The following is a 24720-nucleotide window of genomic DNA, read 5'->3' on the forward strand; positions in this document are numbered from 1 at the left end:
TGATCAACGGGAGGGATGGGGGTCGAGCCTAGGGGACGGTGAGGGTGAATTCCGCCGTTCGGACCTCGGCGTTCACCTGGAAGTCGAGGTAGAGGCGGTAGCGGCCCGGACCGGGAGTGGTCAACCAGAACTTGATCTGACCGTCCACCAGCTCGGTCTCCGGGTGCACGTGCAGGTAGCCGAGGTCGCCCTCGCGCAACGCCACCAGGTGCCCGTACGCCCCGAGGTACCGCTCCAGCGGGGCGGCACCGCCAGCGCCGTCGACACGGAAAGTCAGCGGCACTGTCGCCCCGGCCTGCGGGGTGCCCTGGTAGCCGACGCTGAAGCCGTCCACGGTCGTCGAGGTGGCCGGCCCGGGCAGCGGGCTGGGCTGGTAGTCACCGGGCGCCACCAGGTCCGTGCCGAGGGTCACCGCGGTTTGCGCGCCGTTGTCGGCGACCACAGTGAAGTCGGCGTACGCGCGCCAGAGGCCGGGCTGCGCGAGGGTCAACGCAACCGACCAGGTGCCGTCCGCCGCCATGCTCGGGTGCAGGTGCTGGTAACCGGTCAGGTCCCGCCGGACGACGATGAGGTGCAGCGGCTTGTCGTGCACGATGGCGAACCGGGTGACCGGCCGGCGCTGCGCGTCGCGCACCTGGAAGCGGAGTTGACCGGGACGACCCGCCTCGAACTCGGTGGCCAGGGGGGCCAGGGTGAACCCGGCCGCGCTGACCGCCAGACCGCCCGGCTCGGTGGCCGCGCCCTGATCGGTGGCCGTGGCGGAGCTGTGGTTGTGCGGCGCGACGCCCGGCGGGTCGGTGTGCTCGGCGGCCAACGACGGACTGCCGGTGGCGGCACCGTTGGCGTTCAGCCGGCCGAGGCCGAAGCCGAGCAGCACCGCCAGCACCAGCCCGCCGACCACCAGCGCCAGCCGGAGAGTGCTCTTGTCCGGCCCGGCGGGAACCTCGTCAGCCACGACCGACGCCCAGCGCCTGGCCGGCCTCGTCGCCGGCGGTCAGGTCCGCGCCGGGGTACGGGCGGCGGACGGGCTGGTGGTCGGTCATGCCGCCCACGGTACCGCCGCGTCCGGCCGCGTCAGGCCGACGCCCGGACAGCGTGGCGCCTGTCGCACTCGACGCCGCCCGGGAACTTTCCCACCCGACCGCCGCAACCCGCGCCGCAGCACCGGGACCAAGCACGGACGACGGCGCAGACCCGAACGGCCACGCGACCGGCGCGACGGCGGCGGGTCAGCCAGCCACGGCGAGGGCGAGCGGGAGCACGTCCGTCGCGCCGGCCCGGCGTAGGGCCCGGGCCACCAGCGTCATCGTCCAGCCCGAGTCGATCAGGTCGTCGACGAGCAGCACCGGGCCGTCCAGCCCGGCCAGCGCATCGGCCAGGTCGGCCGGCACGGTGAAGGCGTCGTGCAGCGCGCGTACCCGTTGGGCGCTGTTGCCGCGCGGCCCGGCCGGGCCTCCGGGGCCGGATGCGGCGACCTCACCCAACAGCGGCAGCCGGCCCACTGTGGCGATCCGCTCGGCGAGCGAGCCGAGCAGCCGGGGCCGACTCCGGGAACCGACAGCGACCACCGCCACCGGCCGGCGGGGCCACGGGTCGTCGCCGTGCGCCCACGCCTTCAGCACCTCCACGACCGCGCCGGCGACGTCGTCGGGCAGCGGCGCGTCCGGCGCTTCCGGGCCGACGAGAGCACGCAGCCGGCCACCCCAACCCAGGTCGGAGAGCCGCCCGACGGCCCGGCCCGGCAGCGCCTGGTCCGCGGGGGCGATCCGGCCCTTGAGGGGTACGCCCACCGCGTCGAGCCCGGTCGGCCAGAGCTTCTTCGGCGCGATCTCCACGCCGGGTCGGCCCAGGAAGGCCTGCGCGGCGGCGAGCGCGGCCGTCGACACGTCGGCGGCGAAGAGAGGGTCGGCGCACCTGTCGCACCGGCCGCAGTCGACCGCCTCGGTGTCGTCCAGGCGTTCCCGTAGATACCGCATCCGGCAGTCGGACGTGGTCGCGTACTCCCGCATGGCCTGTTGCTCGACGGTGCGCGCCTCGGCGACGCGGCGCAACCGGGCCTCGTCGTAGACCCACGGCTCGCCGGTGGCGAGCCACCCACCGCGCACCCGGCGGACCGCGCCGTCCACGTCGAGCACCTTGAGCATCAGCTCCAGCCGGGCCCGGCGCAGGTCGACGAGGGGTTCGAGTGCCTGGGTGGAGAGCGGGCGGTCGGTGTGCAGGGCTGCCAGCACGGCCCGGACCTGCTGCTCCGGTGGGAACGCCAGCGAGGCGAAGTAGCGCCAGATCGCGGCGTCCTCGACGCCGGGCAGCAGCAGCACCTCGGCGTGCTCGACGGCGCGGCCGGCGCGGCCGACCTGCTGGTAGTACGCGATCGGCGAGGGTGGCGCGCCGAGGTGGACGACGAAGCCCAGGTCAGGCTTGTCGAAGCCCATGCCGAGGGCGCTGGTGGCGACCAACGCCTTGATCTTGTTGTCGAGCAGGTCCTGTTCGGCGGCCCGCCGGTCGGCGTCGTCGGACTGCCCGCTGTACGAGGCGACCGGGTAGCCCCGGGAGCGCAGGAACTCGGCCGTCTCGCCCGCTGCCGCCACTGTCAGCGTGTAGACGATGCCTGAGCCGGGCAGCTGGTCCAGGTGGTCGGCGAGCCAGGCCAGCCGGTGCGCCGGGCTGGGCAGGTCGAGCACCCCGAGGCGCAGCGACTCGCGGTCCAGGGTGCCGCGCAGGATGAGGGCGTCGCCGAGCTGCTCGGCGACGTCCTGGGTGACCCGCGCGTTGGCGGTGGCGGTGGTCGCCAGCACGGGGGTGCGCTCGGGCAGTTCGGCGAGGAACGTCCGCAGCCGCCGGTAGTCCGGCCGGAAATCGTGCCCCCAGTCGGAGACGCAGTGCGCCTCGTCGACCACCAGCAGGCCGGTGGTGGCGGCCAACTTCGGCAGGACGCCGTCGCGGAAGTCCGGGTTGTTGAGGCGTTCCGGGCTGATCAGCAGCACGTCCACAGCGCCGGTCTGGATCTCGGCGGTGATCTCGTCCCACTCGTCGAGGTTCGCCGAGTTGATCGTGCGGGCCCGGATGCCGGCCCGAGCGGCCGCCTCGACCTGGTTGCGCATCAACGCCAGCAGCGGCGACACGATGACCGTCGGCCCGGCCTGGTGGCCCTGCTCACGGTCCCGGAGCAGGGCGGTGGCCACGAAGTAGACAGCCGACTTGCCCCAACCGGTGCGCTGGACGCAGAGCACCCGCCGCCGGTCGACGACCAGTGCCTCGATGGCGCGCCACTGGTCCTCGCGCAGCCGGGCGTGGTCACCGGCCAGCCGGCGCAGCACCGCCTCGGCCCGCTCCCGTACGCCTGCCCGCTCTGCTGTCTCCACCCGGCATTTCTACCAGCGCCGTGCGTCAACGCCCCGGACTGCGCGAGAGGTTCCGGTCACGATCCGACCGGTGGCGGCTGCTCCGCGACGGGCACCGACGTCGGGGGCAGGAAGACCAGCAGCTCACGGAGCGGTTCGGTGGTGTTCGGAGGTAGCAGACAACGACCCGCGAACTCTTCCATCGAGGCGTACGGGCCGCGCATCCAACGGTCCACCACGATCTGCCGGCACTGGTGCTCGGTCAGGCCGGGCAGTGTGGCGAGCACCTGCTCCGGGACGGCGTTGACATCGATCAGGCCGCCGTCGTCGAAGCTCCGGGCCAGGTCGGGTCGGCCGATGCTGAGCTCACCACGCGCCGCCGGGTAGTGGTACAGCAGGTAGCGGGCGTGCTCCCGCCGGACGCGCCGCTCGACGTCGACCCGATCGTCCGCGTTCGTCCGCTGGCTGCCGGTGATCGCCGCCCAGAGGCCGCGACTGAGCAGGATCACGTGCACCGCCCCGACAACCCAGGTGATCAGCGCCAGGCCGAAGAACGAGAACGCGGTGACGCCCGGAACCTCGGCCTCCGGGTCCTCGATGTTGAGCAGGTTCACCTCGATGGTGATCAGGACCAGGTAGCCGACGCCGGCGATGGCGAGCCGCCAGCTACGCCGCCAGACCGCGTACGCGAGGATCACGACCCAGGTGAGGCAGCCGCCGGAGAGCAGGACGAGTGCCGTACCGACGATCGTGGCAACCCTGCTCGCCCAGCGTGGCGGCGACATCCTGGCGCGCTTCGCGCCATCCAGGGGTGGCGGCGCGGTCACCAGGGTCGACAGGTTCGGCGGGGGGCCGTACGCCGGGCTTGGCTCCGGGGCGTGAGTCGACAGCGGTGGCGAGCTGACGGGTGGTGGGCCGGCCTGCGGCGGCACGGCCGCGGCTTCCGCTGTCGACGGCGGCGGTAGTCCCCTGGTCAACGGTTCATCCGGTCGCGCGGGAACTGTCGTCGGCAACCCGGCGGGTGGCCCGGCGGTGGGTGGTCGGGCGGGGGCCGGTGGTCCGGAGCTGGGCCTGGCTGGTTCGACGGTCGTCGACGGCAGTGACACGGCAGTGGGCGGCAGTAGCGCCGGATCGGCCCGCAGGACGCGGCGGTGCAGGTCCTGGAGAGCATCACCCGGCTCGATGCCGTACTCGTCGCGCAACAGGCCGCGAAAGTCCCGGTACTCGGCCAGCGCCTCGGCCTGCCGCCCGCTGCGATGCAGCGCCAGCATCAACTGGTGTCGCAGCCGCTCCCGCAGCGGGAACTCGGCGGTCAACTCGCGCAGCTCACCGACCATCTCTCCGTGCCCGCCCAGACGTAGCTCCAGGTCGGCCCAGCTCTCCAGCGCGGTGGCCCGCAGCTCCAGCCAACGCTGTCGGGCGGAGTCGAAGAACGGCCCGGCGAAGCCGCTGAACGGCTCGCCCTTCCACAACTCCAGTGTGGTCTTCAGCTCGGTCACCGCCTCGGCCACCCGATCCTCGGCGCGGAGCCGCTCGGCCCGACGGATCCCCCGCTCGAATCTGATGGCGTCGACGGCGTCCGGCCCGACCCGGAGCTGGTAACCGGCGTCGGTGAGCGTCAGCACCTGACCGGGGCTACGCGGAGTGCGCTCGGGCTCCAGCACCCGACGCAGCCCGGCGACATATTTCTGCACCACGTTCGCACCGTTGGCCGGCGGCTCCTCGGGCCACACGGCGTCCACGATCTGCGTGGTGGTGACCGGACGGCCGCCGGAGAGCAGGAGCACGGCCAGGACGGCCCGCTGCTTGCCGGCCCCCAGGTCGAGATCCCGGTCGCCGTGCCAGGCCCGCTGGGGCCCGAGAACCTCGAAGCGCAGCTCACCTGACATGCGAGTTTCCGCTCCTGACACCCCACTGCCGGCGCCCCGTGAGTGCACCGCCGTCGGACCGCAGCATATCGGCAGTGGTCCCGCCGTACCGCCCGGCAGCATCTCTCCCGGCAAGAGCCAAGCACCGTCAAGGAAAGAGATTCTGTGATGACGAACGGAACCGGCCACACCGGCACCATCCGGCGAACCGTCAGCACCCTGGTTGGCGTCATCGCCGCGACCACGCTGCTGGCCGGCTGCGGCCCGGACGGGTCCGGTCCCGCCGCTGGCGGCAGCCCGAGCCCAACCCCCACGCCGAAGGAGGCGCTGCTCGCCGCGGTGCCGGACGGCACCGAGGGAGCATTCCGGTTCACCGGAAAGGACTCCGACTCGGACATCTCAGGTGTCGTGGACCCGGCCGCGAAGGGCATGGACCTCACTGCCGCGTACAAGGACCCGGAGCACGGCTTCACCACCCGGATGTCGTTCCTCCTGGTCAAGGAGAAGCTCTGGGTGAAGGTCAAGTTCACCGGCACCGAAGGGCTGACCGGGCTGCCGAAGCTGCCAAGCCGCTGGATGGAACTGGACCGCGCCAAGCTGACCGATGGGGAAACCGCGCCGACGTACGACGGTGCTGACGTCGGCAACGCCGGCCCGATCATCGAGGCCGCCACCTCGGTCGAGGCGAAGGACGACAAGACGTACACCGGGGTCGTCGACCTGACCAAGGGCCAGGCTGGCGAGGCTGTCGGCGAGGAGGAGGTGGCGGCCCTGGGTGCGGCGGCCGGGCAGGTTCCGTTCACGGCCGTCGTCGGCCCCGACGGCAACCTCGCCTCGCTCACCCTGGCCATCCCCGCCGCCGGCAAGGCGAAGGCCTGGACCTACCTGGTGAAGTACGCCGACTACGGCTCGGCGCCAAAGCTCGCCGCGCCGACCGGGAGCGCGGCGCAGGAGGCGCCAAAGGTGGCCTACGACATGCTCAACAGCTGACCACCAGGGGGTCGCGGCCACACGGGGAGCCGCGCCCCCCGACCCCACCACCCCGTCGACATCGACGGGGTGGTGGGGTCGGGGTCAGCGGGGGGAGCGGGGGCGGAGGGCGCGGGTCAGGTGGGACAGGCGGGGGGCCAGGCTGGTCAGGCCTCCGGGGAAGAAGTAGACGGCCAGGATGAAGACAGTGCCCAGTACGAACAGCGGCTGGCTCAGCGGACGGCTGAGGAAGGCCGGCAGGTTGTCCACCGCGTCGCTCGTGCCGAAGGCGGTGAGCCGGTGGTCCAGGTACATGTAGAGGACACCACCGAGCACCGGACCCCACCGGGTGCCCGGCCCGCCGAGCACCACCATGACCAGCAGCGACAGGGTCAGCTCGGAGGACGTGATGTGCGGCGACGCGCCACCGACGATCAGGACGTAGACCACCCCGCCCGCCGACGCCAGGCCACCGGCCAGGGTGAACGCCACCAGCTTGTAGCGGTACGGGTCCAGCCCGAGCACGCCGATCCGCCGCTCGTCGTCGCGCAGCCCGGCGAGCACCCGACCGGTCGGTGACCCGCTCACCCGGTGCACCACGAAGACCACAAGGGTCAGGTACGCCAGCGCCAACCAGTACAGGTTGACCGTGTTGGTCACCCCCACCAGCCCGGCGGGCAGCCCGGACACGTCCAGCGGCAGGCCCTCCTCACCACCGGTGAGGCCGCCGAAGTCCCGGGCCACCAGGATCGCGCCCACCTGGGCGAAGGCCAACGTGACCATGGCGAACGCGATGCCCACAGTCCGCAGCGCCACCGCGCCGAGCAGCGCCGCCAGGATGGTGCCGCCGGTGATGGTCAGCAGCGCCGCCTGCCACAGCGGCAGACCGGCCCGGGTGACCAGGATGTCGGTGCCGTAGACACCGGCGGCGAAGTACAACGCGTGCCCGAAGGAGAGCATCCCGGTCCGGCCGAAGAGCAGGTCGTATCCGGCCGCCAACCCGCCGAAGATCAGGCAGATGGCGAGCAGTTGCAGGGTGCCGGGCGAGTTGACCGGCCCCTCGAAGATCCCCGGCAGGGAGATCGTCGAGTACGGCAGGATCGCCAGCACGACGAGCGCGACCAGCGGCAGGAACGGGCGGACCCGGTGCCACCGCCCCCGCTGCGGGCTCAGTTCGTCGGGCACCTGCGCGCGAGGCGCGTCGATCACCGTCATGCCGTTGCCACCTTTCCGGCGATGCCCTGCGGGCGCAGCAGCAGCACCACGGCCAGCAGCCCGACCACGCAGATGTCGCCCAGCCCGGACGTGCCGTAGTAGTTGACGAACTGCTGCACCAGCCCGACCACGACCGCCGCGTACGCGGAGCCGACCACCGAGCCCATCCCGCCGATCACCACCACGATGAACGCGAAGATCAGCAGCGAGCCGCCCTGCCCGGGCGAGACGGTGCCGAAGTAGACCCCGCCGAGCGCGCCGGCGAGCGCGGCAGCCGCCCCACCGATCGCGAAGACCAGAGTGAACGCCTTGCGGACGTCGATGCCCAGCGCGGTCACCATCTCCCGGTTCTCCACCCCGGCCCGGATCACCAGGCCGTACCGGGTCCAGCGCAGGAACGCCAGGATCGCGCCGAGCACCAGCACCGCCGCGATGATCAGCAGCAGACCACCGTTGGGCACCTGCGCGCCGAGGATCCCGGTCACCTGCCGGGTCCAGTCCGGACGCGGGAACGGCCGGGCGTCCGCACCCCAGGTGGCCTGGAGCAACGCCACCCCGGCCAGCGAGAGCCCGACGGTGACCAGCACCTGCTCGATGGTGCGGGAGTACAACGGGCGGATCAGCACCAGCTCGACCAGGATCGCGACCAGCGTGCCGGCGGCGACCCCGAAGGCGACAGCGAACACGAAGCCCAACCCGTCCGGGCCGGCGCCCGGCAGGTTGCCCGCCGCCCACCAGGTGCCGTACGCGCCGACGCCGAGGAACAGCCCGTGCGCGAAGTTGAGCACGTCGGCCAGGCCGAAGACCAGGGACAGGCCCGAGGCGACCAGGAAGTACAGCGCCGCCAGGCCGAGCCCGGTCAGCGCCAACAGGATCACGGTCCCCATCAGTGAGACACCTCCGCCGAGCCGACCCCGAGCAGCGACTTCGTCAACGCGGTCTCCAACAGCAGCTCACGGGCGTCGCCGGTCCAGGCCACCTTGCCGGCGGCCAGCACGACCGCGTCGCGGGCCAGTCGGCGTACGACGGCCAGGTTCTGCTCGACCAGCAGCACCGGCACCGACTCCGCGACCCGTTCCAACACCTCGGCCACCTCGGTCACCACCTTCGGCGCCAACCCCTTGGTCGGCTCGTCGACGAGCAGCAGCCGGTTGTCGTTGAGCAGCACCCGACCGATCGCGAGCATCTGCTGCTGCCCGCCGGAGAGCGAACCGGCCCGTTGCCGTCCGCGCCGGTCCAACTCCGGAAAGAGCGCGAAGACCTTGTCGTACGCCGGGCTGGTGCCGCGCCGCTCGGCGAGCCGCAGGTTCTCCGCGACGGTGAGCCCGGCGAACACGCAGCGGTCCTCGGGCACGTAGCCGAGCCCGCCGCGGACCAGCCGGTGCGTCGGCCGGGCCAGCAGGCTCTGCGCGCCCATCCGGATGGTGCCGCGGACCTCCCCGGCGGGTGGGGTGAGGCCGACGATCGCGCGCAGCGTGGTGGTCTTGCCGACGCCGTTGCGACCGAGCAGGACTGTCACGCCGGTCGGGGCGACAGTGAAGGACACCCCCTGGAGGATGTGCAGCCCGGAGATCCGGACCGACAACTCCTCCACACTGAGAACTGGTTCCATCGGGGCTGCCTCCGTTCGCGACTGCGGGGCTCGCAAACCCGGCTCACTCCTCGCGCTCACAGCGACTCCCCCAGGTAGGCCTCTTGCACCGTGGGGTTGGCCATGACCGTCTCCGGGGTGTCGCAGGCCAGCAGCGCGCCGTGGTGCATGACGGCGATGCGGTCGGCCAACTCCAGGATGACGTCCATGTGGTGTTCGACCATCAGCACAGCCCGGCCGCTGTCGCCGGTCAACGACTTGATGACCGCCACCAGGTCCGGTACGTCCTCGGCGCTGACCCCGGCCATCGGCTCGTCCAGCAGCATCACCCGCGGTTCACCGGCGAGCAGCAGGGCGATCTCCAACTTGCGCTTCTCGCCGTGGGCCAGGGTGCCGGCGAGGGCCGTACCCCGGTGGGCGAGACCGACCCGGTCGAGCGCCGCGTCGGCGGCGGCGGCGACCTCCCGGTCGGCCGCCGCCCGCCGCCACAGCGCCATCGAGCCCCCGCGGTGCGCCTGCACGGCGAGCCGGACGTTCTCCCGCACGCTCAGCGAGCCGAAGACCGAGGACGCCTGGAAGGTACGGCCCAGACCGAGGCGGGCCCGCCGGTGCGGCGGAAGCGCCCCGATGTCCTGCCCGTCCAGAACGATCCGGCCCTCGGTGGCCCGGCGCAGGCCGGTGATCAGGTTGAACAGTGAGGTCTTACCGGCGCCGTTCGGCCCGATGACGCCCAGGAACTCCCCGGGCGCCAGGTCGAGGTAGACGCTGTCGACGATGGCGACCTCACCGATCCGCCAGGTCAGACCGCGGGTGGCGAGCATGGTCAGCCCTTCATGGCCACGGCCGGCGGCGCGGTCTCGTCACCGGTGAGGCTCTTCTGCGCGGTCGCCGTGAACGCGGTGCCGCTGCCGGTCAGCTTGGCCTGGAACATCGGCTGGAGCAGCGCGTGGTCGGCGGCCCGGATGGTCATCTTGCCCTTGACCCCGTCGAAGCTCCAGCCCTCCAGTGCGGTGACCATCTTGTCGACGTCGTCCCCACCCTCCTGCGCGGCGCGGACCACCATCTGGGCGGCGGCGAAGCCGTCCGGGTGGAACAGGTCGATGGTGTTGACAGTGGCCTTCAGCGCCTTGCTGGCCTCGGTGTCGCTGGCACCGTCGAAGTAGTGCGACAGGAAGGAGATCTTCGCGCCGGCAGCACCGAAGGTCGGCCACGAGGCGCGGATGTCCAGGCCGGTGACGACAGTGGTGGACGAGAGGACGCCCTGCTGGTCGAGGGTCTGCCACATGGCCGGGGCGGTAGTGCCCGCCCACGCCACGAAGAGCAGGTCCGGCTTGGCGGCCTTGATCTGGCTGGCGAACGGGGTGAACTCGGTGGCGCTGGCCGGGGCCCGGACACTGCTCACTGTCGCGCCCGCGGTGCCGATGACGGCCTTGACGGCCGCCTCATTGGCGTCGCCGAACGCGCCGTCCTGGGCGAAGACCACCACCTTCTTGCCTGTCGGGTCGCCGATGAACGACTTGGCGGTCACCACATCCTGGTAGGACTGCCGACCGGAGCGGAAGGTGTACTTGTTCGCGCCGGTCACCGCGTCCGTGGCGGCCGGGCCGGAGATGAACAGGACCTTGTTCTGCGCCGCGATCGGCGCGACCTGGAGCGCCACACCGGAGGCGGTGGAGCCGGCGATGATCTTCGTGCCCTTGCCGATCAGGTCCTTCGCCGCGGAGACCGCCTTGGCCGGATCGCCCGCGTCGTCGACCTCGGTCAGCTCGATCTTGCGGTCACCGACCTTGCCGGTGCCCTGGGTGGCGAAGTCCAGCCCCGCCTTGAACCCCTCGATGTACTGCTTTCCGTAGCTGGCCAGGGCTCCCGACTGGGAGTACACCAGGCCGACCTTGACCGGCGCGGCGCTGTCGCCGCCGCCGGTGGCGGTGTCCTGCGGGCTGCCACAGGCCGTGGCGGCCAGCGCCGCGGCCATCATCGTGGCGGCGGAGAGGAACGCCCGCCGCGTCGTCCGGACCGTCATTGCGACTCCACATGAGGACTCAGAGGGAGAGAACTTCTTCGTGACGGCTCACGCTAGAAGTGACGTCACCCACGAGCTATGTGGCGGAAACACACAAGTAACAGGAATGAGGTGGCCGAGGGTTACAACGGGCCGCACTACCAGCCGGGAGCCCACGCCCTCGATGGCCCGAACCCCCACGGACCACCCGAGCCGTGTGTCTCTCCGCGCCATTCGCCCGGTTCGGTCACCCGCAGGGTCCGTCGTGGGCCGCCGCGCGCGGGCAGCGCCGACGACCATCGAGCAAGCTGTCGCAGAAGACCCGATGACGTACGCACTGAGCGTCCTCCTCGGACACCGTCGTCTCCGCCCGATCGACGTCGGCGAGGAAGCCCAGCGCCCGAGTGATCACCCGAGCGAACCGCAGCGCCCCCGGCAGGTCTACCGCGACCACCGGCAGGTGCACCACGAAACGCTCTCTTTCCATGCGCACAGCCATCACCCTCGACTCGTCGATCTGGTGGGCGGTCCGGTGTGCGGGTAGGGGACGCCCACCAGACCGCCCGGCCCCACGCCCGCAGCCCTCATCGGCGGCGGTACGAACGCGGAGCCCACCTCACGCCCGCCCCCGAGGGTTTGCCGAACCAACCGGAGCCGGACATCAGCAACCTACCCCAAATGCTTGTGTAGGTCGACCCTTCGAAGCAGCGACACCACAGCCTGTTGCAGTAACTGGTGTAGGCCGGCATGATCGAGGACGCCGAACCGACCGGAGTCCTCACCATGCCCACAGCAGAAGCCCCATATCGCCGCATCGCCAATGAGATCGCCGCGAAGATCAAGAGCGGCGACCTGAAGCCGGGCGACAAGCTGCCCTCCACCCGGGAACTCGCCGAGGCTTACGCCGTGCACATGAACACGGCCTCCCGGGCGCTCTCTCTGCTGCACGACCGCGAGCTGATTACCGGTCAGCCCGGCCGCGGCACCTACGTCGCCGAACACCCCGGCCGGTAGCACTCCCCGTCCGACCGCAGCGGGCGAAGATCGCCGCAACTTCACCGTTGTTGCTGCCTCGGAGCGAGTCGAAGCAGCAACAACGGTGATGTTGCTGCCTTAACACCTTCGAGTCGGCGGTTTGGTCTCGAGATCGTGCTCGATCCTGGATGTAGGGGCCTCGCCCCGCGCACGACACCACTACTTCCTGGATCGAGCACGATCTTGCGGCGGACGGCGCGCTAGGAGCGGCCGTCATCCTGTGATCTTGCGGGGCGGACCCGCCCGGACGTGCCGCTGGCCCGTCGTCCGGGTGACGGACGACGGGCCAGCGTGTGGGCCGGGCATGGTCGGCCCGGTGGTCGGCTCGGAGCGGATCAGCTCCGGGCCGAGTGTGGGTCAGCGGCCGGCGAGGGTGGCGACGGCAGTGTCCGGGTGGTCGCTGAAGACACCGTCGAGGCCCAGACCGAGGAAGAGTTCGTACTCGGCGGTGATGTCGCCGCGCGCGTTCGGGTCGGTGCCGATCCGGAAGTCCACCGGAAGGAACTGGTTCTCGGCGCGGAACGTCCACGAGTGCACGAGCAGGTGCTCCCGGTGTGCGTCGCGTACCACTGTGGTGGGGGCGAGCAGGGCGCCGGCGGCGTTCCGGGGGACGAGCAGGTTCTTGTTCGCGCCGATGCCGTCGGCGTACCCGGCGATCCACTTCAGCCCGGCCGGCGTGACCAGATCCTGGTAGGTGCGGGCGTCACCGGCGACGGTGAAGTCGTAGGGGCGGCCGGTCGCGTCGAGCAGTTGGACCAGCTTCACGTCGGTCAGCCGGCTCAGGCGACGCAGGTTGGCCGTCTCGAACGACTGGATGAAGACCGGCGAGTTCTTCCGGTCCAGCTTGTTCTGCCGCAGCACCCGGAGCAGTGGCTCCTCCAACGGCAGTTTGATCGAGGCGAAGTAGCTCGGGTGCTTGGTCTCCGGGTAGATGCCGATGGTGCGGCCCCGTGCCCGCCCCTCGGTCCGGGCCAGGTCGATGACTTCCTGGAGGGTGGGCACCTCGAAGCGGCCGTCGAAGGCGGTGTTCGCCACGCGTACCTGCGGTAGCCGCTCCTTGGCCCGCAGCGTCTTCAGCTCGGCGAGGGTGAAGTCCTCGGTGAACCAACCGGTCACCGCGACGCCGTCGATGGTCTTCGTCGCCTTGCGGGATGCGAACTCCGGGCGGGTCGACACGTCGGTGGTGCCGGAGATCTCGTTCTCGTGCCGGGCGACCAGCACGCCGTCGGAGGTGGAGACAAGGTCCGGCTCGATGTAGTCGGCACCCATCCGGATCGCCAACCGGTACGCCTCCAGCGTGTGCTCCGGGCGGTAGCCGCTGGCGCCCCGGTGACCGATCACGATTGGTCGGTCGTTGGCCCGGGAGTGGTCAGCGTTCGTAGCCGGTTCGGCGGCCGCGATGGTCGGCAGGGCCACGGCGGCGGCGAGCAGAACGCCGGCCACGCCGAGGGTCGAGAGGGTACGTCGCAACGCCGTCTCCTGTCATCGGTTGGTCCGGGTAAGCAGACCGCCCGCGATTTGCCAGGAGTTGGTCGATGGCTGGCCGGCAGATGAATCTCCGGAATGCCCGTTCCCCCTCCAGGGTGGCGGGCGGCCAGGAAGATTGTCTGGTGCGCCGGTTTTTCCGCAATCCCGTGCGGCTGGTGCCGTTCGCGTTCCTGGTGCCGATCCTGCTCGGGACCGGGTTGCTCATGGCGCGCTGGGCGACCGTCGAACACGTACGCCCACCCGTGGTCACGGCGCTCTTCACCGCCACCTCGGCCGTGTCGGTCACCGGCATGGCGATCACCGACACGCCGAACTACTGGTCCGGCTGGGGACTGGTGGTGATCACCCTGCTCACCCAGCTCGGCGGCCTCGGCATCCTCACCGTCGCGGCGTTGGTCATCCTGGTGGTCTCCAGTCAGCTCGGGCTGCGCAACCGGTTGCTGGTGCAGGCCGAGACGGCGGAGTTCGGCATCGGTGACGTCGGCCGGTTGCTCCGCCGGATCGCGCTGACCGTCTTCGCCTGCGAGGCGGTGATGACAGTGCTGATCGCCGGTCGGCTCTGGCTGGCCTACGACTATCCGTTCGGGCGGGCCCTCTGGTCCGGTGCCTTCCACGCCGTACAGGGGTTCAACAACGGTGGCTTCGCGCTCTACACCGACGGTCTGCTGGCCTTCAGCCGTGACCCGTGGGTGTCGCTGCCGCTGGCGATCGGCGCGATCATCGGCGGGCTCGGGTTTCCCGCGCTGTTCGAGGCCGTACGCGAGTGGCGTCAGCCGGTGCACTGGGCGGTGGCGACGAAGTTGACCATCTGGGGCAGCGTGGTGCTGCTGGTGATCGGCTTCGTTGGCCTGCTCACCGCCGAGTGGACCAACGCGAGCACGATCGGCCAGTACGACGTACCCGGCAAGATCCTCGCGTCGTTCACCCAGATCGCGCTGAGCCGCACCGGCGGCTACAGCGTCCTGAACATCGCCGCCCTTCAGGAGGAGAGCTACCCCCTGCTGATCGTGCTGATGTTCATCGGCGGCGGCAGCGCCAGCACGGCCGGGGGCATCAAGGTCTCCACGTTCTTCCTGCTGGCGTTCACCATCTGGGCGGAGCTGCGGGGTGAGCCCGACGTGACGATCGGGCACCGGCGGGTGGCCACCGCGAGCCAGCGGCAGGCGGTCACCGTGGCGCTGCTGAGTGTCGCGTTGGTGGCGGCCGGAACCATGCTGTTGCTGCTGCTCACCGAGGGCGTCCGCTTCGTCGCGGCCCTGTTCGAGATCACCTCGGCGTTCAGCACCACCGGTCTGACCATCGGTCTGGCCGCCGAACTGCCGGCCGGCGGCCAACTGGCGCTGACCGTGCTGATGTTCATCGGCCGGGTCGGGACGCTCACCCTGGGGTCGGCGATCGCCCTGAACACCCGGCGCCGGCTCTACCGCTATCCCCAGGAGCAACCCATTGTCGGCTAGGGCGTGTTTCGGACGTGTCGGGCGGCCCGCGCGTCGGAGACCCGCCCTTGGAAGCAGGGAGGGCCGAGGTGTCGGCTAGACGGGCGGACAGCGGCGGCATCGTGGTGATCGGGTTGGGTCGATTCGGTTGTCACCTGGCCGGGTCGCTGACCCGGATGAACCGCGAGGTGTTGGCGATCGACCGCAGCCCGGCGAAGGTGCAGCGCTGGTCGGCGCAGCTCGACCGTGTGGTTCAGGCCGACGCGACCGAGGATGGGGCGCTGCGGCAACTGGGCATCACCAGTTTCGGGCGGGCGGTGGTGGCCATCGGGGCCTCGGTGGAGGCGAGTGTCCTCACCGTGTTGGCGCTGGTCGAGCTGGGTGTGCCCCAGATCTGGGCGCGGGCGACGTCGCAGAAGCACGCCAAGATCCTGGCGTCGGTGGGCGCGCATCACGTGATCTTCCCGGAGGCGGAGACCGGGGACCGTGTCGCGCACCTGATCGTGAGCCGGTTGCTCGATTTCATCGAGTTCGACGACGACTTCGCGATCGCCACCGTCCGGGTGCCGGAGTCCCTGGTCGGCCGCACCCTGGTCGACCTGCGACCGGAGGAGCGCTACGGGATTCGCGTGATCGGCGCCAAGCTGCCGGGCGAGCGCTTCCGGTACGCGTCCGACGACATCGCACTCCCCCGGGGTGGGGTGGTCATCGTCGAGGGTGGGATCGACCAGGTGCAGCGATTCGCCGGCATGCGCTGACCCGCCGCACGCCGACCGGCCTCGGTGTGGCCTGCCTACTTCTTCCGGTGACCACCCGGCCCCTTGGTCACCTTGCCGCTTTTCCCGGACCACCACCCGCGGCCTTGGCCTTCGCGGGAGCCTTGGGAGGCTTCGGCGGCTTGGCCTTCGACGCACCGCCACCCGAACCGGAGCCGCTGGGCCCCTTCGCGGCCTTGGGCGGCGCCTTCGTCGTGGCGGCCTTGCTCGGCGGGGCCGTGGACGGCACGCTGCCGGCCACCCCGGACACCCGAACCCCGCAGGTCGCCTCGCCGAGCCGGAACTCGACAGGCAACGGGTTCGCCCCGCTGTACCTACCCGTGAGGGTCACCTTCTCGGCCGCACCGGGCGCCAGCGTGGTGCGCTGGGCCGCCGGCCGGACGAGCACAGTGCTCCCCTGCTGGTGCACCGGCGCGGGCTCCGCCTTCGTCACCTTCTGCTGCCCGGGGAAGGTGAAGCTCATCGTCCAGTCCCGCAGCTCACGGCCACTGGTGTTGGTGAGGGTCAGCTCGGCGGCGAACTCGGTGCCGGAGTCGGTGCGCAGCGCGTACGCCACCTCGCAGGGCGCCGCCGCCGGCAGACCCATCCGGGCCTCGGTCGTCGGCCGGTCGCCGCCGCTGGCCGGGCTGCGCGAGGTGAATCCCCACATCGCCCCGGTGACCGCGATCAGCCCCACGGCGGCCACCCCGGCCTCGACACGCCGACGACGGCTCACCCGCTGGCGCACCCTCCGGTCCCGTTGGCGGGTACGGGAGATCGGCAACGCGTCGGTCTCCGCCGACCAGGGCAGGATCGTGGTGCCCGCGCTGGCGAGCGCGGCCGCGTCCAGCGGCCCTCCGGCCGGGGAGACCGGCACCGCCGCCAGCATCCCCGCCGCGTCGGCGAGGGTCCGGGCCACCTCGGCGGTCGCCGGCCGGTCTGCGGGTTGCTTGGCCAGGCAGCGCCGCACCAGGTCGGTCACCTCGTCGGGCAGCCCCGGCACCTCCGGCATCGGATCCGGGTCGCTGTACATGTGGGCACGCAGCATCTGGGTGGTGGTGTTGGCCTGCCACGGCAGTCGGCCGGTGAGCATCCGGTAGAGCAGCAGCCCCACGGCGTACACGTCGGTGGCCGGGGAGACCTGGCCGTTGTCCAGCCGCTCCGGGGCGAGGTACGCGGGAGTGCCCAACAGCGCGCCGTCCGGCCCCTTCTCGCTCTCCCCGACGAGCGCGGAGATGCCGAAGTCGACCACCTTGACCCCGGTCGAGGTGAGCATGACGTTGCCCGGGGTGACATCGCGGTGCACCACACCTCGGGCGTGCGCGGTGGCCAGCGCCGAGCTGACCTCGGCGCCGATGGTCACCGCCTCCCGCCACGGCAGCCGGCTCTCCCGGCCCAACCGGCTGGCCAGCGAAGCGCCGTCGACCAGCTCCATCACCACGTACGGCACGGTCAGCCCGACCTGCTCGGACTCGCCGTAGTCGTACACGTTGGTGATGTTGGGGTGGCAGAGCCGCGCGGCGGCCTGCGCCTCGATCCGGATGCGGTGGCGGAAGGCTCGGTCGCTGGCCAGCCGGGACGCCAGCACCTTCACCGCGACCTGGCGGCCGAGCACCTCGTCGTAGCCACGCCAGACCACCGACATGCCACCCGCGCCGAGCTGCTCGATCAGCCGGTACCGCTCATCGAGCAACTGCGCGCCGTTTCGGTCCCCACCACCCATGGTGACCGTTGTTGCCCAGGATCAACCGGCCTACACCTGGAGTATCGGAATCGGTCACGATTGTCACCCGATCAGGCGGTGGCCAGCAGTTGGTCCACCGGGGCGTAGTCGTCGGTCAACACCATCGCCCCACCGACGAAGTCCGTCAGCGCCGCGCCGGAGAGCAGGCTGACCTTCGGGTCCACCTCGGCCAGCCGGGCCCGAACGGCCTCCAACGGCAGCGGCGCGTCGGAGCCGACGATGAGGAAGTTGGAGCCCTGCTCCTCGGCGAGCGCCTCCGGGGGCGCGATCAACGCGACGTGCCCGAACTCGGCGGCCACCGTGGCCAACTCGGCGCGGATGAACCGCAGCGGCGGGTAGTCGATGACGTTCTGCACGTACACGCCGCCGGGGCGGGTCACCCGCCGGACGTCGGCTGCCATCTCCCGGGTGGCCAGGTGCCAGGGCACCACAAGATGCCCGAACGCGTCACCGACCACCAGGTCACGACTGTCGGTCGGCTCACCGGCCACCAGCATCCGTGCGTCACCCACCACCGCCCGAAGCTCCGGCCCCGGCCGTACGTCCAGCTCCTGCTCGCCCAGCTCGACCAGCCCGCCGTCGATCTCGAACACCAGGTTGTCGGTGCCGGGGCGGGTGGCGGTCAGGTAACGCGGCACTGTGAACCCGCCGCCGCCCAGGTGCAGCGCGTCCACCCGCCGACCGGCCGGCGCGGCGACGTCGGCGACCGCGCCGATCCACTTCGTGTACCCGTACTCCAGGTGCTTCGGGTCGGCGAGGTCCACGTACGAGTGCTGGGCAGAGTTGAGCAGCAGCGTCCGCCCGCTGGGCCGGGCGGGGTCCGAGGTGACCCGGGCGCAGTGGTACGCCGTCTCGATGTCGCACGGGTTGGGTGCCACTGTGGTCAGCCCCGCCCCGGCCAGGCCGAGCACTGCCAGTGCGGCCCGGGCCCGAGCCGGACCGGGCAGTTCGGTGGGCTCCTGCCGGCGCAGGTACCAGCCGAGGCCGAGGCCGACCAGCCCGAGCGCGACCGCCAGGGTCAGCAGGATGACGGTGCTGCGCAGGGCGGCGACCAGCACGAACCCGGTGAGCAGGGTTGCCGTGATGCCGCCCAGGGTGCCGATCCCGGAGAGTCGACCGACCACCTGGCCGGTACGACGCAGGTCGGCGAGCTGGAGTTTCACTACCAACGGGGTGACAGCGGCCAACAGCGCGGCCGGCACGAACACCGCCAGCGCGACGAGCAGCAGGATGCCGCTGGCCGCACCGCCGCGCAGCACCTCACCGGCGTACCGGACGACGGGCAGGGTGACCGCTGTGGCGATGCCGGCCAGCACCAACGCCGGCGCCAGCAGACCCCGCGGGTTGCGTCGGTCGGCCAGCCAGCCGCCGAACCACGCCCCGTACGCGATGGCGGCCAGCGCGATGCCGATCACCGAGCTGGTCACCTGGAGGGTCACCCCGACGTACGGGCCGACCAGGCGCAGGGCGACGGTCTCCAGCACCAGCACGGCACCGCTGGAGAAGAAGACCAGGAAGGCGGCCAGGCCGTTGGGCAGCGCCCGGCCGGTGATCGGCACGGGCGGGGCCGGGGGCGCAGGCAGGGCCGCTACGTCGGACGGTGGGGAACTCATCGTCGCGATGGTACGCAGCGAAGCTGGTGCTTCGGGTCAGTACATCGAGAGATGAACATGGTTCGTGTGCGTCGCGGCGGGACTGCCGCTCCCACTGTACGAGCGCCAACCGGTGCCGGGATGCCAGATCTGCCGGTACCAGATCACGTAGAGCACGCCCAGCCGGTCGGCGTTGCGGACGTGCCAGGCGGCCAGGCTGTCCCCGTACGCCTTGTCGCCGCCGGTCGCGTTGCGATCCTCGAAGCCGTTGGTGGCAGCGGCGAAGTCGCAGGCCCGGCCCTTCGGGTGCTCGCCGCCACCGCCGCTGCGGTGGCAGGAGACGTGCCGCTTGTAGCCGGCCGCCTGGGTCTGCTTGAGCGCGTGGAACGTGCGCGGGGTGATGCAGCCGGAGGTGGTCGGGTCGTTCACCGAGCAGGATTCCGACGGCCAGGACCCGTCGGAGTTACGCGGCGCCGGCTTCGCCGAGGAGGAGTTGCCACCGCTGAAGCCGTTGCTGCCGCCCGAACTGACCTCGGCGAGCGCCGCCTCGGCCTCTTTCTTCTTCTTCGCCATCACGGCGAGTTGCTTCTGCTGCTCGCGGACCTCGGCGTCGATGGCGACCTTTGCCTGCTGCGCCTGCTGCCGGGCCTCGGTGAGATCACGCAGCCGCTTGCTGTCCCGTTGGGCCATCAGGTCGAGGTCGCCAGCGCGTTGCAGGAACGCCTCCGGCGTGGCGGTGTTGAGCAGCATCGAGACCGCGCTCAGCCGACCAACCCGGTACGACTGGGCGGCCACCTCGCCCACCTGGCTGGTGAGCCCGACCAGCCGACCCTCCAGCGTCGTCAGCTCGCCGGTCAGCGCGGTCTGGCGACGCTTGGAGTTGTCGAGTTTGGCCTTGGCCTCGATGTGCCCCTTGGCGGTCAGCTCCAGCGCGTCCTGCAGCTTCTTGCTGCCCCCCTCGCCAGGCTCCGCGTACGCCGGCACGGCGGCACCGCCGAGCACCAGCGCGACTGCGGCGAGCAGGGCGAACAGAGCGCGGCGACCGAGCCGCGGGCTGAGCCTGGTCCTGGGCACGAAAGCGTCCTTCCGTCGACCGCCGGCCCCCGAGGAACATTGCACTTCGGCGCCGGTCGGCGGCCTGCTGGCGGAGACCGCCGGTCACGATACCGGACTGCGGGCCGGTGACCACCCCCATGACCCTCGGGCTGCCCCGATGTCGACGGAGCGTCCCAACCCGGTCGCTCAGCGCGCTGATCAGGTGCTGAGCAGAGCGTCGCGCACCTCGGCCCAGACCTGCTCGTTGGCCGCGACGAGCAGACCGTGGCCCTCGTCGGCGGGGTGGTAGTCGACGCCGTCGAACCGGCGGGCGACACCACCGGCGGCCCGGACCAGCACGGCGCCCGGGGCGTGGTCCCAGGGCAGGGTGCGCCAGAACAGGGCGAACTGCTGCTCGCCGGTGAGGATGTCCAGGTATTCCCGACCTGCGCAGTGCTGGCCGGGCAGCAGCTCACCGAGTCGCCGACCGCCGGCGCGGACCCGGTCGCGGGTCTCCGGCGGCAGGAACCGGGTCATCGCCACGCCGCGCAGCTCGCCGAGCGGCGGCACCGAACCGGCGCCGTCCACCGGACGACCGTTGAGCAGGGTGCCCTCGTCCGCCGAGCCGGCGGCGAGAGTGTCGGCGAGCGGGTCGAGGATCCAGCCGGCGGTCGGCCGCCCGTCGCTCAACAGCGACACCATCAGGGCGAACGGCCGGCGACCGGCGGCGAAGTTGGCGGTGCCGTCGACGGGGTCGACGAGCCAGACGTCCCCGCCGTCGCGCAGGTGCCGCAGCAACCCCGGATCGTCGGCGACACCCTCCTCGCCGACCACCATCGAGCCCGGCCGCAACCGTCGCAACCCCGCCGAGAGCAGTTCCTCGGCCCGGCGGTCGGCGACGGTCACCACCTCGCCGGGCGCCTTCTCCGACACGTCGTCGTCGTCGAGCTTGCGGAACAGTGGCAGCACGACCTGCTCGGCGGCCTCCCAGAGCAGGTCGCCGACGTCGTCCAGCAGCGTGTCAGCCACGCGGCGGCAGCTTGACCACGCTGACGAAGAACTCGTCAATCTGACGGACCACCGAGATGAAGCGCTCGAAGTCCACCGGCTTGGTCACGTAGGCGTTGGCGTGCAGCTGGTAGCTGCGCAGAATGTCCTCGTCGGCCTGGGAGGTGGTGAGCACCACCACCGGGATCCGGCGCAGGTTCTCGTCCTTCTTGATCTCTTCCAGCACCTCCCGGCCGTCGCGGCGGGGCAGGTTGAGGTCGAGCAGGATCAGGTCGGGCGCCACCGCGTCGGCGTACTGGCCCTCCCGTCGCAGGTAGGCGAGCGCCTCGGCCCCGTCGGAGACGACGGTCAGCCGGTTACGCAGCTTGTGTTCCTCGAACGCCTCCTGGGTCATCAGCACGTCACCCGGGTCGTCCTCCACGAGCAGGACCTCGATCGGGCTCTTGCCATCCGCCGGCGCGGTCATCCCACCGTCTCCCTCATGTCACCCGTTCTACCGCTTTCCGGCCTCTCGTCGGCCCGGTCCGGCTGGTCCGCCCCGTCGGCCTGCTCCTCCAGCGCCGCTGGCGCCTCGGTCGAGGGCGTCGGGTCGCCAACGGTCGGGGCGTTCGGCTCATCCGCGGGATCGGCGGCGGCAGCCGCCTCGACGTCCTGGGGAAGCGCCGGCAGGGTGAACCGGATCGCGGTGCCCTCCGGCACGTCGGTGTCCACCCAGACGCGACCGCCGTGGTACTCGACGATCTTCTTGACGATCGCCAGCCCGATGCCGGTGCCCGGGTACGCGTCCTTCGAGTGCAGCCGCTGGAAGATCACGAAGATCTTGTCGGCGAACTCCGGCTCGATCCCGATGCCGTTGTCCTGGCAGGTGATCTCCCACTCGGAGCCCACCAACCGGGCCGAGACGTGCACCTTCGACGGAACGTCCGGACGGCGGAACTTGATCGAGTTGCTGACCAGGTTTGCCAGCAGGTTGGTGAGCAGCGGTTCCTCACCCGAGATCACCGGCAGCTCGGTCCAGGTCAACTCGGCGTCCGCGTACTGCCGGGCGGCCTCGGTCTGGCCGGCCACGTCGCCCATCACCTTGTTGAGGTCGACCTCGACGAAGCCGGTGGTGAGCCGCCCGATCCGGGAGAACGCGAGCAGGTCGTTGATCAGGCGTTGCATCCGTTGCGCGCCGTCCACCGCGAAGGCGATGTACTGGTCGGCCCGCTCGTCGAGCTGCCCGGCGTAACGGCGCTGGAGCAGCTGGCAGAAACTGGCGACCTTACGCAGCGGTTCCTGCAGGTCGTGTGAGGCCACGTACGCGAACTGCTCCAGGTCACGGTTGGACCGGGTCAGCTCCTCGGCCTGCTTCTGGAGCTGACTGTTGACCCACTCGATGCGCTCGCGGGCGGCCCGGACCTCGGCCAGGTCGGCGGCGATCTTCTGCCGCATCGCGTCCACGTCCTCGCCGAGCCGGACGAACTCCGGTGGGCCGGTGGTGGCGATGCCGTGCTGGTAGTCGCCCTCGGCGACCTCGCGCACCTGGTCGGCGAGCCCGATCAGGGGTCGGATGACCATCCGGTCCAGGGAGAGCAGCAGCAGCGCCCCGGCGACGACCACCACCAGCGCGGCGACGATCAGAAGGACGACCAGGATGTTGCTGCTGGTGCGCACGTTGGAGGCGGCCTGCTCCCGGGCGGTCAGGATCTCCTCCTGGAGGTCGTTCACCGCCGACCGCACCTGGTCGAACTGCTGCCGGGCCGCTTCGGTGACCAACGCCTGGCCGGCCCTGGTGCCACTCTGCTCGGTGGTGGTGATCACCGGTTCCGCCACCGACTGCCGCCACTGCGCCGTCTGTTCCTCGACGATCCGCAGCTCCTGGCCGATCTGTGGATAGTCGTCGAGCAGCGTCCGCATCGAGGCGACGACGGTCTTCTCCTGCTCCAACCCCTCCCGGTAAGGGCTGAGGTCGGCCGGATCGCCGCTGACCGCGTACCCCCGGATCGCCGTCTCCTGGTCGAGCAGCGCGTTGAGCAGTTCCTGCGACTGCACCCGCAACGGGCCGGTCTGGTTCAGCACGGCGTCGATCTGGGTGCGGTTGCGGGCGGCCATCGCCGCCTCCGCGGCGGCCAGGCCGATCAGCAACACGCCCACGACGGTGAGCAGAGTGATCACCCGGCGGCGCAGACTCCAGCCGCCGATTACCGGCTTCACCGGCCACCACCCCGGCTGACCAGCAGCATGGCCACGTCGTCGGCGAGCGGGCCACCGTTGAGCCGCTCGGCCCGCCCGACCAGCCAGGCCGGCAGTTCGGGCAGCGACACCGAACGGTTCGCCGGCTCGTCCAGCAACCCGCTGAGGCCCGGCACGTCGAGCCGCTCGTTGCCGGCGCCCACCCGCCCCTCGATCAGGCCGTCGGTGTACATCAACAGGGACCAGTCATCGGTGTCGAACTCCAGGTCGTAGGCGATCGGCCGGCGCGGTCGTACGCCCAGCAGCAGGCCGCCGGGCGCGGGCACCGGGACGACCCGACCGCCGGAGAGCAGCAGCGGTGGCGGGTGCCCGGCCAGGCGGACGGTGGCCCGGTTGGCGTCCAGGTCCAGTCTGATGGTGGCCACCGTCGCGAAGATCTCCTGAAGACGGCGCTCGCTCATCAGCACCTGCTCCAGGGCGGGCAGCACCTCGTCGTCCGGCACCCGGGCGAGCACCAGGGCCCGCCAGGCCACCCGCAGCTCGACCCCGAGCGCGGCCTCGTCCACCCCGTGCCCACAGACGTCGCCGACGATCAGGTCGAGGCGGTCCGGATGGGTCTGCACCACGTCGAAGAAGTCCCCGCCGATCAGCGCGGCGTGCCGGCCGGGCCGGTAGAAGGTGTGCACCGCCACCTGGTCGGTCGTCATCAGCGGTTGGGGCAGCAGACCGCGTTCGAGTCGGGCCGACTCGGCCTGGCGCAGCTCGACCTCGCGCAGCCGGCGGGCGTTCTCGTCGGCCCGCTTACGCTCCACGGCGTAACGCAGCGCCCGGGTCAGCAGCACCCCGTCGACCTGGCCCTTGACCAGGTAGTCCTGGGCACCCTCGGCGACCGCCACCACGCCCAGGTGCTCGTCCGTGCGGCCGGTCAGCACACAGACCGCGGCACCGCTGGACATCTCCAACACCTGGCGCAGCCCGTCCAGCCCCTGCGCGTCGGGCAGGCCCAGATCGAGCAGGACGCAGTCGACGCCGCCGATCCGCTGCCGCGCCTCCCGGAGGCTGGTGGCGACCAGCAGGTCGATCATCGAGTTCGTCTCGGCGAGCAGCTCACCGACCAGGAAGGCGTCGCCCTCGTCGTCCTCCACCAGCAGCACCCGCAGCCGCTCACCCGGCGGCAGGTTGGCATGCCGCGCCAGGCCACCGTGCGGATACGGCACGACTGGGGAGCCGGCCGAGCCGGTCCCCCGGTGCGGCCGGGTCACCGCCGCGAGACGCGGGAGTTCGCTGGTGATGTCGGGCTCCTTCCGAGTGCCCTGCTGATCCTGTATTAGACAACGGTCGCACACAACACGATGCCTGCGGCGCGGGCGGGGATGGGCCGCATCACTGCCCGCCCGATGACAAACCGGGCGGCTGGTGGACCCCAGGCCTACCGGCCATCCCGTCCGCGGCCGCCGACGGGCAGG

21 protein-coding genes are annotated in these 24720 nt (G+C 71.3%); 4 read left to right on the forward strand and 17 right to left on the reverse strand.

Annotation, left to right across the window (positions count from 1 at the left end):
- Positions 1-28: 28 nt before the first annotated feature.
- From IW249_RS06155 to IW249_RS06165, 3 genes are all read right to left on the reverse strand, one after another.
- Positions 29-955, reverse strand: a complete 927-nt coding sequence (locus IW249_RS06155; RefSeq protein WP_196919875.1) for a DUF8832 domain-containing protein — start codon at positions 953-955, stop codon at positions 29-31.
- Positions 956-1229: 274 nt separating this feature from the next.
- Positions 1230-3362, reverse strand: a complete 2133-nt coding sequence (locus IW249_RS06160) for a DEAD/DEAH box helicase (protein ID WP_196919876.1) — start codon at positions 3360-3362, stop codon at positions 1230-1232.
- Positions 3363-3418: 56 nt separating this feature from the next.
- Positions 3419-5230, reverse strand: coding sequence for an AfsR/SARP family transcriptional regulator (locus IW249_RS06165; protein ID WP_196919877.1), 1812 nt, complete (start codon positions 5228-5230; stop codon positions 3419-3421).
- A 147-nt stretch (positions 5231-5377) separates the two neighbouring features.
- Here IW249_RS06165 and IW249_RS06170 point away from each other — a divergent pair, with 147 nt between their 5' ends.
- The gene (locus tag IW249_RS06170; protein ID WP_196919878.1) at positions 5378-6199 is read left to right on the forward strand and encodes a hypothetical protein; all 822 of its coding nucleotides are present in this window, start codon (positions 5378-5380) and stop codon (positions 6197-6199) included.
- 84 nt (positions 6200-6283) lie between these two features.
- Here IW249_RS06170 and IW249_RS06175 read toward each other — a convergent pair whose 3' ends face one another.
- The 6 genes from IW249_RS06175 to IW249_RS06200 all read right to left on the reverse strand — a co-directional run bounded on the left by IW249_RS06175 (position 6284) and on the right by IW249_RS06200 (position 11473).
- Positions 6284-7393, reverse strand: coding sequence for a branched-chain amino acid ABC transporter permease (locus IW249_RS06175; RefSeq protein WP_196919879.1), 1110 nt, complete (start codon positions 7391-7393; stop codon positions 6284-6286).
- Positions 7390-8280: a branched-chain amino acid ABC transporter permease gene (locus IW249_RS06180; protein WP_196919880.1), complete on the reverse strand. Its 891-nt coding sequence runs from the start codon at positions 8278-8280 to the stop codon at positions 7390-7392. Before IW249_RS06180 ends, IW249_RS06175 begins: the two co-directional genes overlap by 4 nt.
- Positions 8280-9005 (reverse strand): ABC transporter ATP-binding protein, encoded by a 726-nt coding sequence (locus tag IW249_RS06185; protein WP_196919881.1) that lies wholly within the window; start codon positions 9003-9005, stop codon positions 8280-8282. Before IW249_RS06185 ends, IW249_RS06180 begins: the two co-directional genes overlap by 1 nt.
- Before the next feature lie 56 nt (positions 9006-9061).
- Positions 9062-9805, reverse strand: a complete 744-nt coding sequence (locus IW249_RS06190; protein WP_196919882.1) for an ABC transporter ATP-binding protein — start codon at positions 9803-9805, stop codon at positions 9062-9064.
- Positions 9806-9807: 2 nt separating this feature from the next.
- Positions 9808-11007, reverse strand: a complete 1200-nt coding sequence (locus IW249_RS06195; RefSeq protein ID WP_196919883.1) for a substrate-binding domain-containing protein — start codon at positions 11005-11007, stop codon at positions 9808-9810.
- Between the two features lie 226 nt (positions 11008-11233).
- Positions 11234-11473: a hypothetical protein gene (locus tag IW249_RS06200; RefSeq protein ID WP_196924651.1), complete on the reverse strand. Its 240-nt coding sequence runs from the start codon at positions 11471-11473 to the stop codon at positions 11234-11236.
- A 260-nt stretch (positions 11474-11733) separates the two neighbouring features.
- On the opposite strand from IW249_RS06200, the gene IW249_RS06205 reads away from it, so the two are divergent.
- Positions 11734-12000 carry a GntR family transcriptional regulator gene (locus IW249_RS06205; protein ID WP_231392420.1) on the forward strand — a complete coding sequence of 89 codons (267 nt, stop codon included), beginning with the start codon at positions 11734-11736 and terminating at the stop codon, positions 11998-12000.
- A 378-nt stretch (positions 12001-12378) separates the two neighbouring features.
- Here IW249_RS06205 and IW249_RS06210 read toward each other — a convergent pair whose 3' ends face one another.
- On the reverse strand, positions 12379-13491 hold the full coding sequence (locus tag IW249_RS06210) for a glycerophosphodiester phosphodiesterase (RefSeq protein WP_196919884.1): 1113 nt from the start codon (positions 13489-13491) through the stop codon (positions 12379-12381).
- 140 nt (positions 13492-13631) lie between these two features.
- On the opposite strand from IW249_RS06210, the gene IW249_RS06215 reads away from it, so the two are divergent.
- Together IW249_RS06215 and IW249_RS06220 are read left to right on the forward strand one after the other, a co-directional pair.
- Complete coding sequence (locus IW249_RS06215; RefSeq protein WP_307788533.1) at positions 13632-14966, forward strand: TrkH family potassium uptake protein; 1335 nt, start codon at positions 13632-13634, stop codon at positions 14964-14966.
- 68 nt (positions 14967-15034) lie between these two features.
- On the forward strand, positions 15035-15703 hold the full coding sequence (locus IW249_RS06220; RefSeq protein WP_196919886.1) for a potassium channel family protein: 669 nt from the start codon (positions 15035-15037) through the stop codon (positions 15701-15703).
- A 67-nt stretch (positions 15704-15770) separates the two neighbouring features.
- On the opposite strand, the gene IW249_RS06225 is transcribed toward IW249_RS06220, so the two are convergent.
- The 7 genes from IW249_RS06225 to IW249_RS06255 all read right to left on the reverse strand — a co-directional run bounded on the left by IW249_RS06225 (position 15771) and on the right by IW249_RS06255 (position 24471).
- A complete protein-coding gene (locus IW249_RS06225; RefSeq protein ID WP_196919887.1) occupies positions 15771-17423 on the reverse strand; it encodes a serine/threonine-protein kinase in 1653 nt (550 codons plus the stop codon).
- A gap of 71 nt (positions 17424-17494) precedes the next feature.
- Positions 17495-19057 (reverse strand): fused MFS/spermidine synthase, encoded by a 1563-nt coding sequence (locus IW249_RS06230; protein ID WP_231392421.1) that lies wholly within the window; start codon positions 19055-19057, stop codon positions 17495-17497.
- A gap of 36 nt (positions 19058-19093) precedes the next feature.
- Positions 19094-20110, reverse strand: coding sequence for a coiled-coil domain-containing protein (locus IW249_RS06235; RefSeq protein WP_196919888.1), 1017 nt, complete (start codon positions 20108-20110; stop codon positions 19094-19096).
- 180 nt (positions 20111-20290) lie between these two features.
- Positions 20291-21100, reverse strand: a complete 810-nt coding sequence (locus tag IW249_RS06240; protein ID WP_196919889.1) for an inositol monophosphatase family protein — start codon at positions 21098-21100, stop codon at positions 20291-20293.
- Entirely contained in the window at positions 21093-21545 is a 453-nt protein-coding gene (locus tag IW249_RS06245; protein ID WP_196919890.1) for a response regulator, read from the reverse strand. The genes IW249_RS06240 and IW249_RS06245 overlap by 8 nt, the downstream gene beginning before the upstream one ends.
- Positions 21542-23275, reverse strand: a complete 1734-nt coding sequence (locus IW249_RS06250) for a sensor histidine kinase (RefSeq protein WP_307788534.1) — start codon at positions 23273-23275, stop codon at positions 21542-21544. Before IW249_RS06250 ends, IW249_RS06245 begins: the two co-directional genes overlap by 4 nt.
- Positions 23272-24471 carry a PP2C family protein-serine/threonine phosphatase gene (locus tag IW249_RS06255; protein ID WP_196919891.1) on the reverse strand — a complete coding sequence of 400 codons (1200 nt, stop codon included), beginning with the start codon at positions 24469-24471 and terminating at the stop codon, positions 23272-23274. The genes IW249_RS06250 and IW249_RS06255 overlap by 4 nt, the downstream gene beginning before the upstream one ends.
- Positions 24472-24720: the final 249 nt, after the last annotated feature.

The sequence above is a fragment of the Micromonospora vinacea genome (genome assembly GCF_015751785.1).
Classification (GTDB): domain Bacteria; phylum Actinomycetota; class Actinomycetes; order Mycobacteriales; family Micromonosporaceae; genus Micromonospora; species Micromonospora vinacea.